Annotated in this window: 7 protein-coding genes; 3 read left to right on the plus strand and 4 right to left on the minus strand. The window is 71.5% G+C overall.

All coding sequences use genetic code 11. The annotated features are described in order from the left end of the window. Positions 1-40 precede the first annotated feature (40 nt). The 4 genes from ACFXA3_RS25405 to ACFXA3_RS25420 form a co-directional block, all read right to left on the minus strand. Entirely contained in the window at positions 41-883 is an 843-nt protein-coding gene (locus ACFXA3_RS25405) for an arylamine N-acetyltransferase (protein WP_385190498.1), read from the minus strand. Then, positions 880-2286: an FAD-binding oxidoreductase gene (locus ACFXA3_RS25410; protein WP_385190500.1), complete on the minus strand. Its 1407-nt coding sequence runs from the start codon at positions 2284-2286 to the stop codon at positions 880-882. The genes ACFXA3_RS25405 and ACFXA3_RS25410 overlap by 4 nt, the downstream gene beginning before the upstream one ends. Positions 2287-2318: 32 nt before the next feature. Further along, positions 2319-3533, minus strand: coding sequence for an MFS transporter (locus ACFXA3_RS25415; RefSeq protein ID WP_385190502.1), 1215 nt, complete (start codon positions 3531-3533; stop codon positions 2319-2321). Between the two features lie 72 nt (positions 3534-3605). Beyond that, a complete protein-coding gene (locus tag ACFXA3_RS25420) occupies positions 3606-5294 on the minus strand; it encodes a carboxylesterase/lipase family protein (RefSeq protein ID WP_385190504.1) in 1689 nt (562 codons plus the stop codon). Positions 5295-5545: 251 nt separating this feature from the next. Between ACFXA3_RS25420 and ACFXA3_RS25425 the strand changes: the two genes are divergently transcribed. The 3 genes from ACFXA3_RS25425 to ACFXA3_RS25435 all read left to right on the plus strand — a co-directional run bounded on the left by ACFXA3_RS25425 (position 5546) and on the right by ACFXA3_RS25435 (position 8925). Beyond that, positions 5546-6346: an arylamine N-acetyltransferase gene (locus ACFXA3_RS25425; RefSeq protein ID WP_385190506.1), complete on the plus strand. Its 801-nt coding sequence runs from the start codon at positions 5546-5548 to the stop codon at positions 6344-6346. 102 nt (positions 6347-6448) lie between these two features. Continuing rightward, positions 6449-7552 carry a phenazine antibiotic biosynthesis protein gene (locus ACFXA3_RS25430; protein ID WP_385190508.1) on the plus strand — a complete coding sequence of 368 codons (1104 nt, stop codon included), beginning with the start codon at positions 6449-6451 and terminating at the stop codon, positions 7550-7552. Beyond that, positions 7552-8925, plus strand: a complete 1374-nt coding sequence (locus ACFXA3_RS25435) for an aldehyde dehydrogenase family protein (RefSeq protein WP_385190510.1) — start codon at positions 7552-7554, stop codon at positions 8923-8925. Before ACFXA3_RS25430 ends, ACFXA3_RS25435 begins: the two co-directional genes overlap by 1 nt. Positions 8926-9020: the final 95 nt, after the last annotated feature.

The following is a 9020-nucleotide window of genomic DNA, read 5'->3' on the forward strand; positions in this document are numbered from 1 at the left end:
GCGTGCGGCACAGGGGTTCGTCGACAAGGGGAAAAAGAAATCAGTCGATCTGCATGATGATGCGGATCGCCGGGTCGACGTCCGGCTGCTTCGGCATGGCCGCCGGGTCGATGACGATGCCGAAGTGCTCCTCGTACGCGGCGCGCAGGGCGGCGTCGTCCGCGAGCGGGGTCGTCACCGTGCCGTTCTCGTCCGTACGCGTCAGCTCACGGCCGTTGACGGTGACCCGGCCGGCGTCGCTCTGCATCGAAGCGATGAGGTTGTGCAGGAACACCGAATCCGGGGCGGTGCGGTACCACCACAGGGTCGGGTGGAAGTCGTCGATGCGCACCGGCCGCTCGTCGAGGCGGTACTGGATGTTCCCGTTCAAGTGGACCTGGAGGAAGCCCTCCTCGGGCCGGGTCACCCGGTAATCGCCGTGCGGGTCCTTCTGGACCTCCTGCGACCAGGTCTGCAGCGGGAACCGGCTGTTCTTGCCGAAGCCCGCGTCGACCAGCCAGTCCTGGCCGTCCAGGCGCACGCGCAGCGCCAGGTGGCACAGCGGGGCGCCGAACGCGCCGCCGAGGAAGACCTGGCCGGCGAGGATCTCCACGGAGAAGCCGAGCGCCTCCAGGAGGTGCCCGAAGGAGGGGTTCAGCTCGTAGCAGCCGCCGCCGCGCCGCCGGGTGACGATCTTCTCGTAGAGGAACTCGCGGTCGAGGCCGAGCTCGGCGCCTTCGACGTGGTAGTCGATGTTCTCGAAGGGCACCGACAGCACGTGGCGCTCCTGGAGGTGCCGCAGGGCGTGGATGTCGGCCTTCTCGGGCCGGCGCGCGCCGATGCGCTCCAGGTACGCGTCCACCATCGCATCGCTGAGCATGGTCTTCGTCTTCTCCTCTGTCATCGGGACCACCCCGTCGGCGGGATGTTGTGGTTCACGCGGAACACGTTCTGCGGGTCGTGGGCGTCCTTGACCTCGACGAGCCGGGCGTACGTCGCCTCGTCGTACGCCGAGCGCATGTGCTCGGGGGTGCTCTCCAGGGCGCTGATGAAGCTGAGGAACGGGCCGCCGATCCGCCAGGGCTCCATCGTCTCGATCAGCCGCTCCTGGAACTCCCGCACGTCCTGGACGTGTTCGGGCCACACCGGGGCGCCCGCGAACAGCGTGTACGCGGTCTCGCGGTGCGGCAGGGCGTTGGCGTGCTCGGGCCGGCGGCCCAGGGCGCCGCCCAGGTGGCGCAGTTCGATGCCGGGGCGGACCGCGTCCACGCCCTCCTTGATCAGCGGGAGCAGGGTGTCGACGGCGGCGTCGTCGAGCTCGCGGATCCGGGTGGAGCGCTCGTAGTAGACGAACGGCATCGTCGGGTCCATGTTGATCTCGGCGACCCGGGTGTACGGCATGTCCGCGACGGTGTCGAGGACGGCCGGGGCGATCTCCCGCAGCGGCCGCAGCAGCTCCTCGCCCTCCTCGTTCGAACCGTTGAAGGCGATCCGGATGTGCGCGAGGAACCGGCCGCGGACCGGCTCGGGCAGGACGTCGATGTCGGGGAAGCGCATCACGGCGATGGAGGACTGCATCGCGTCGGGCACGGTCCGCGTCCAGTCGCGCCAGGTGCGCAGGATCTCGTCGATGTGCTCGCCGGGCAGGAACAGGCCGCCGCCGTAGAGCCGGGCGACGGGGAAGAGACCGATCTCGATGGAGGTGACCACGCCGAAGTTGCCCTTGCCGCCGCGCAGCGCCCAGAACAGGTCCGGGTGCTCCTCGGGGGACACCAGGCGCAGTTCGCCGTCCGCGGTGACGAGGTCGATGTTCTTCACGTGGTCGGCGGAGTAGCCGTACGAGCGGCCGAGCGGGCCGAGGCCGCCGCCGAGCGTGTACGAGACGACGCCGACCCCGGGGGAGGCGCCGTTGAGCGGGGCCAGGCCGAAGGCCGCGGCCTCCTCGATGACCCGGCTCCACTGGACGCCGGGCTCGATGCGGGCGGTGCGGGTGCGCGGGTCGATCCGTACGCCGCGCAGGTTGCGGGTGTTGATCAGCAGGGCGCCGTCGGCGGGCCGTGCGACGCCGTGCCCGGTGGCCTGGACGGCGACGGCGATGCCGCGGCGGGCCGCGAAGCGCACCGAGGCGATGATGTCGGCGGTGCCGTCGGCGAGGACCACGGCGGCCGGCCGGCTGTCCGCCAGGATCCGGTTGAAGCCGACCTCGGTCTCGTCCTGGTAGGCGTCGGTGCCGGGCAGGAGCAGCGGCCCGCGCAGCTCGGCGGCGAGCGCGGCGAAGTCGTCGGCGGTCACGGCGGTGGTGGTCACGGAGGAGGTTCCCTTCATTTCTAACGGGCTGCTCACCGGGCGTCCTTGCCGGCGGTGCGCAGGCTCGGGAGCGTGAGCGCGGTGAGCAGCACCACGACGCCGCCCAGCCACGCCACGGTGATCAGCTCTACCTGGTCGACGATCAGACCGCCGACGAGCGCGCCGAGCGCGATGGCCAGGTTGAAGACGGAGACCCACAGGGCCGAGGCGGCCTCCATCGCGTCGGGCGCGGACTTGAGCATCCAGGTCTGGAGGCTGACGGAGACGCCGCCGAAAGCCAGGCCCCACAGGACGAGCAGGGCGATGCCGCCGGCCTGGGTCTTGCCGAGGAGCGGGAAGAGCAGCATCGCGGCGGCGAGCGCGACGATGATGACGGCCATGGTGCGGCCCAGGTTCTTCGCGACGGCCGCGCCGGCGACGAAGTTGCCGATGATGCCGGCGACGCCGAAGCCCAGCAGCAGGACGCTGATCAGGTCCTCGTCGATGCCGGAGACCTGCTGGAGCATCGGGCTGACGTACGTGTACGCGGCGAGGTGTCCGGTGACGATGAGGGCGGTCGCGATGATGCCGGAGCGGACGCCGCGGTTGGCGAACTGGCCGATCAGCTCGCGCACGCTGACGGGCTGGGTGGCGGGCAGCGACGGCAGCAGGGCGAGCAGGGCGACGAGGACGACGAAGGCCAGGACGCCGAGCGTGGCGAACGCGGTGCGCCAGCCGGCGAGACCGCCGATCAGCGTGCCGGTCGGTACGCCGAGGACGTTGGCGGCGGCCACGCCGCCGAAGATCAGCGCGGTCGCCCGGGGGATCGCCGCCGGCTGCACGAGCCGGAACGCGAGACCGCCCGCGATGGCCCAGAAGCCGCCGATGGTGATGCCGACCAGGACGCGGGAGGCGAGCAGGATGCCGAAGCTGGGCGCGAGGACGGTGACCAGGTTGGCGACGGCCATCACGGTCATCAGGCCGACGAGCAGGAAGCGGCGGTCCATGCGGCCGACGACCACGGGGATCAGCGGCGCGGACAGCGCGGCGACGAGACCGGGCACGGTCACCATGAGCCCGGCGGTGCCCTCGGAGACGTGCAGGGCGCCGCCGACCGAGGTGAGCAGCCCGATGGGCAGCTGCTCCGCGGTGACGAGGGTGAAGATGCCGACGGCGACGGAGATGACGGCGAACCAGCTCTTCAGGGAGGTGCTTTCCGGCACCTGCGCCGGTGTGGCGGTCTCGGCGGGTGTTTCCAGTGTTGCCATGACAGGAACCTCATTCGTGTCTGGGGGCGGGAGCCGGCCTGCTGGGAGGCGGCAGGGCGGCCGCGGGGCAGGTCAGGTGCGCGGGACCCAGCCGGACTCGTCCCAGAACCGCAGCTGGCGCGCCTTCGACGTGGTGGCGATCTCGGCGATCGGCTCACCGCCGAGGACCAGCGTGCTGGGGTGCTCGGGGTCGAAGACGGGCCAGGCGGGGGCGCCGGGGCCGGTGGGCACGCCGTCGCGGGCGAAGGCGGCCACCAGGTCCATGAAGGTCTCGGAGACGGCGCGCTCGTGCGGTCCGTCGTGGAACAGCGGAGTGGTCTCGGGTACCGGGTAGGTGGCGGCGATCGCCGCGGGGTCGGCGTACGTGCCGAACAGGAACGGCGAGGTCGCCTCGTGCGGGGTGCCGTGGTGGGGGGCCCGTACGGGCTGCGCGAACTCCATGACGTACTGCGGCGAGCGGCCGTGGCGGGCGTGCCGCTCGGACAGCCGCACGATCTGGTAGCGGAACAGTGCGTCGCCCCAGATCTCCGTCCACAGCGACAGCGGGTCCTGTGGCAGCCCGTCGGCCTCCGCGGCCTCGCGGTAGGCGGCTATGCAGGCGTCGGCCAGTTCGTACGGGACCTTCTCCATCCCCTTCTCCAGGACGCCGCGGACGGCTTCGCGGAGCTCCGCCGCGTCGGTGGGCGGCGGGGTCGGGGTGGGCTGCGGCGGGCAGGGGCCGGTGTAGAACGAGCCCTCGGTACGGGTGTGGACGGCCAGGACCGGCACCTCGGGGGTGGGCAGCTCGTAGTCGAAGGCGCTCATCCGGCGGCCGTCGACGACCGGGCCGCGGAACTCGCGGCCGCTGCCGACCTCGCGCTCGCCGGGCAGCCCGCCGAACACCTCCTCCCAGGCTTCCATCAGGGCGGCCGCGGGAACCTCGCGCAGGCCGGGCACGGTCGTGCCGAGCCGGCGCGCGACGGCCTCGTAGGCCTGCCGGGAGTCGGCGGGGGACAGCGAGGTGGCGGGCTCCCAGACGTGGCAGGCGCTGATCGGGACGATGCGGCGGATGATGTGGCGCAGTTCGGGCAGCAGCGCGAACTGCCAGGTGCTCGCGCCGCCGGCGGAGGTGCCGGCGACGGTGATGTTGTCCGGGTCTCCGCCGAAGGCCGCGGCGTTCTGGTGGACCCAGTGCAGCAGCGCCGCCTGGTCCTGGAGGCCCCAGTTGGCGAAGTCGCCGGTGTCGGGGTCGGTGAACTCCTCGTGCAGCCCGAAACCGAGGGCGCCGAGACGGTAGTTGAAGGTGACGACGACGAGGTCGCCGCGGTCGGCGAGGCGGGCGCCGTCGTAGACGGGCAGGCTGCCGCCGCCGACCATCCAGCCGCCGCCGTGGATGTAGACGAGCACCGGCTTGGCGGCGTCGGGGCCGGCGTCGGTGTCGGGGCCGGGGCCGGCGGAGCCGGTCGGGGCGGGCGTCCAGACGTTCGCGTACAGGGAGTCCTCGCCGCTGCCGGGGATGATCGGCTGGAGGGACTCGGGGGCGAACGCCGTGGCGTCGCGCACCCCGCTCCACGGCACGGGCGGCCGGGGCGAGGCGAAGCGCAGGGCGCCGACCGGCGGCGCGGCGTACGGGACGCCGCGGAAGACGGACAGCCGGCCGGAGCGCTCGCCGGCGATCACACCGGCACTGGTGTGCGCGAGCACGGCGCCGTCGGGCGCGGCTGCGGTCCGGTCTTCGGATCCGGTTTCAGGCGAGGGGCTGGGGGCGGCAGAGGTGGCCATTGCCGTGGGTTCTCCATCGTCATCGGCGGGCGGTCAGTCACGCCGACTCCACGGTGCCCATTCGAACCGAATGTGCCGCGTCGGATGACTCCGGACCATCCGATGCTGGTAACCGCGCGAGAACGCGGCAACAAGTGGAAGGGCACTTTGTCAGGTGCCGGATTGTCCGTCAGCTCGATTCGGGGACCACCGGTGGCCGTGTATTTTCATTCGGCGTACGCTGCCGGGTTCGAATCGTCAAGGAGAATGCGATGCTGGACGACGCAGGAGTGGCCGAATACCTCGACCGAATTGGCGCGAAGAGGCCGGAGCGGCCCGATCTCGAGGGTCTGCGCCACCTTCAGGAGCGGCATGTCCTCTCGGTGCCCTTCGAAAACATCGACTACCACCTCGACCGCGAGATCCACCTCGGCGAGCAGGTCGTCGACAAGATCGTGCGCCGTCGCCGCGGCGGCGGCTGCTACGAGGTGAACTCGGCCTTCGCGGTCCTGCTGGAGGCCCTCGGCCACCAGGTCGAGATCCTGCCCGGCCGGGTCTACCGGCCCGACGGGCTGGGGCCGGCGATGTGCCACCTCGCCCTGCGGGTGACCGTGGAGGGCCGGCCCTGGCTGGTCGACGCCGGATTCGGCCGCAACAGCCGCCATCCGCTCCGGTTCACCACCGCTGACGTGCAGCGGGACCCGCACGGGGAGTACCGGGTCGAGGCGGCCGCGGAGGGCGGGTTCGACGTGTCCCTGAACGGGGCCCCGCTCTACCGGATCGACGACCGGGCCTGCCGCCTCGACGACTTCGGGCCCACCCTGTGGTGGTGGCGCAGCAGCCCCGACTCGCCGTTCCTCCAGGAGCTGTTCTGCTCGCTGGCGCTCGCGGACGGCCGGGTCACCCTGAAGGGGAATCGCCTGGTCAGGATCGAGGGGGGAGAGCGCACGATCGAGAAGCCTTCGAGCGACGAAGACCTTCTGGACGCCTACCGCACCCACTTCGGAATGGTCCTCGACGAACTCCCCGACAGCGGTGGCGCAAACCGGACCGTCGGGATCCAGCTGACCTGACACAGACAGTTGACGTACTCACCCGAATAACGTGGACCGGCTCCCGCGGCCCGGCGCACGATGCCCGGAGTACGGCGTTACTCCGTATCCGGAAGGAGCATTGTGTCCATCGTTGATCCCTTGCTGGAATTTCCACTCGACACCCAGCCGGACCCCGACGAATTCCTGCGCGCCGCCCTGCGGTGGCATTTCTCCCCGGAAACGGGTTCGCCGTTCTGGCTGGAACGCGCAGGAACTCTCGGGTTCGACCCGCTGACCGACATCGGCGGTTTCGCCGACCTCAACAGGTTCCCCAACCTCGCCAACGAACTGCGCAACGTACGGGCCGAGGACCTCATACCCCGTGGTTACGGGGACAAGCCCGAGGTCGTCGGCGTCTACGAGAGCGGCGGCACCACCGGCGCCCCCAAGCGGATCGTCCTGCTCCAGGAGTGGCTGGACCGGCTGCTCGCCTGGAGCAGCGCCCAGCTGGACCGCCACGGCGTTCCGCAGAACGTGAACTGGCTGGTCGTCGCCCCGACCGGACCCCACATGGTCGGTGACGTGATCAAGCGGCAGACCGCCTTCCGCGGCGGTCTCGCCTTCACCGTCGACCTCGACCCGCGCTGGGTCAAGAAGCTCATCTCCGACGGCAAGGGCGCCGAGGCCGGCGCGTACGCCGAGCACATCGTCGACCAGGTCGCCTTCCTGCTCCAGACCCAGGACATCGGCGTCCTGATGTGCACGCCGCCGGTCCTGGAGCGCCTGGCCCGCCGCGACGACCTCGCCAAGCTCATCGACGAGAAGGTCAAGGCGATCAACTGGGTCGGCACCCAGATGGACGCCGACACCCGCTACCTCTACCGCACCGAGGTCTTCCCCAAGGCGCACCTCTACAGCGGCTACGGCTCGACGATGATCCTCGGCAACGCCAGCGAGCGTCCGGGCCTGTCCGACGACGACCCGTGCATCTACGACCCGTTCTCCCCCCACATGATCTTCGACGTGGTCGACCCCGCGACGCGCGAGACCGTCCCGTACGGCGAGCGCGGCCAGGTCGTCATGCACCACATCAGCAAGAGCCTGTTCATGCCGAACAACCTGGAGCGCGACTACGCGACCCGCGTGCCCGGCCCCGAGGGCATCTGGCAGCTCGGGGACTCCGTGGCGGACATCGCGCCGGTCCAGGAGTTCGACAACGAGACCGTCATCGAAGGGGTCTATTAATGAATGCCGGCCTGATCACGCTGGACGCGCTCGGGCCCGCCGGACCGTTCCGCGCGCGCAAGCGCACGACCGTCACCGATGTGACGGGTGCGCCGGTCGCCGAACTCAGCCTGGTCCCGAAGCTGTTCGTGACCCGCGCGATGGACGCCCTGCGCAAGGCGGATTCACTGCCGGCCGACGAGCGGACGGCGGCGCTGGCCCGCGCCGGGAGGATCTTCGCCGAGGAGACCATCGACGGGTTGTCGTTCGCCGCGTACGAGCGCACGGTCGCCCGCGTCTCCGGCGTGCCCATCGGTGTCGTGCAGGCCGCGACCGCCGCCATCATCGAGGCGACGGAGCAGTCCCGGTTCGCCGCGTACCAGGCGCGGCCGGCCGGCGCGGTGGACGACTGGCGCGCCGAGGACACCCGCAGCGGCAGCGCCGTGTGGACCCGGCGCGGTGACGTGTTCGCCGTGCACGCCGCGGGCAACCACCCCGGACCGCACTCGCTGTGGGTCGAGGCCCTCGCGCTCGGCTACCGCGTCGCGGTGCGGCCCTCGCGCCGCGAGCCGTTCACCCCGCACCGGCTGATCTCGGCGCTGCGGGCCGCGGGCTTCGGCCCCGACCAGGTCGTGCTGCTGCCCACGGACTACGAGGCGGCGGACGAGATCCTGCGCAGCGCCGACTACGGCCTCGTGTACGGCGGCGACGACGTGGTGCGCAAGTACGCGGGCACCAACGTGCTGCCGCAGGGTCCCGGCCGTTCCAAGATGCTGGTCCCGGCCGGTGTCGACTGGCGCGACCACCTCGACACCATCGTGGACTCCATCAGCCACCAGGGCGGTGTGGCCTGCATCAACGCCACCACCGTGCTGATCGACGGCGACCCGGAGCCGCTCGCGCAGGCCATCGCCGAGCGCCTGGCCACGATCCCCAGCCTGCCGCCGGAGGACGAGAAGGCCGTCCTCGCGGTGCAGCCGGTGGAGGGGGCCCGTGCGATCGAGAAGTTCCTGCTCGCCAAGGCGGCCGGGACCACGGCGCACCTCGGCGGCGACGGCGTCGTGGAGGAGCTCGGCGACGGGAGCGCCGTACTGCGCCCGGCCGTGCACCGGCTGGAGCGGCCGGACGCCGAGCAGGCAGGCATCGAACTGCCCTTCCCCTGCGTGTGGGTGGCCCCGTGGTCGCCCGCCGACGGGATCGGCCCGCTGCGCAACTCGCTGGTGCTGACGGCGTTCACCGAGGACGAGGCGCTGATCGACGCGCTGCTCCAGGAGCCCACCATCAGCAACGTCTACCTGGGCGACCACCCGACGTACTGGATCCGGCCGGGCGTTCCGCACGACGGCTACCTCGGCGAGTTCCTGATGCGGACGAAGACCGTCATCCGCGACTGACGCGACTGACGCGACCGACGCGACTGTCGCACCACATCCGACGGGTCCGGGCCGCGGCCGCCGGCCGGCCGGCCCCCGCGGTCCCGGCCCCGCTG

Source organism: Streptomyces sp. NPDC059456 (assembly GCF_042750055.1).
In the GTDB taxonomy this organism is placed as follows: Bacteria; Actinomycetota; Actinomycetes; order Streptomycetales; family Streptomycetaceae; genus Streptomyces.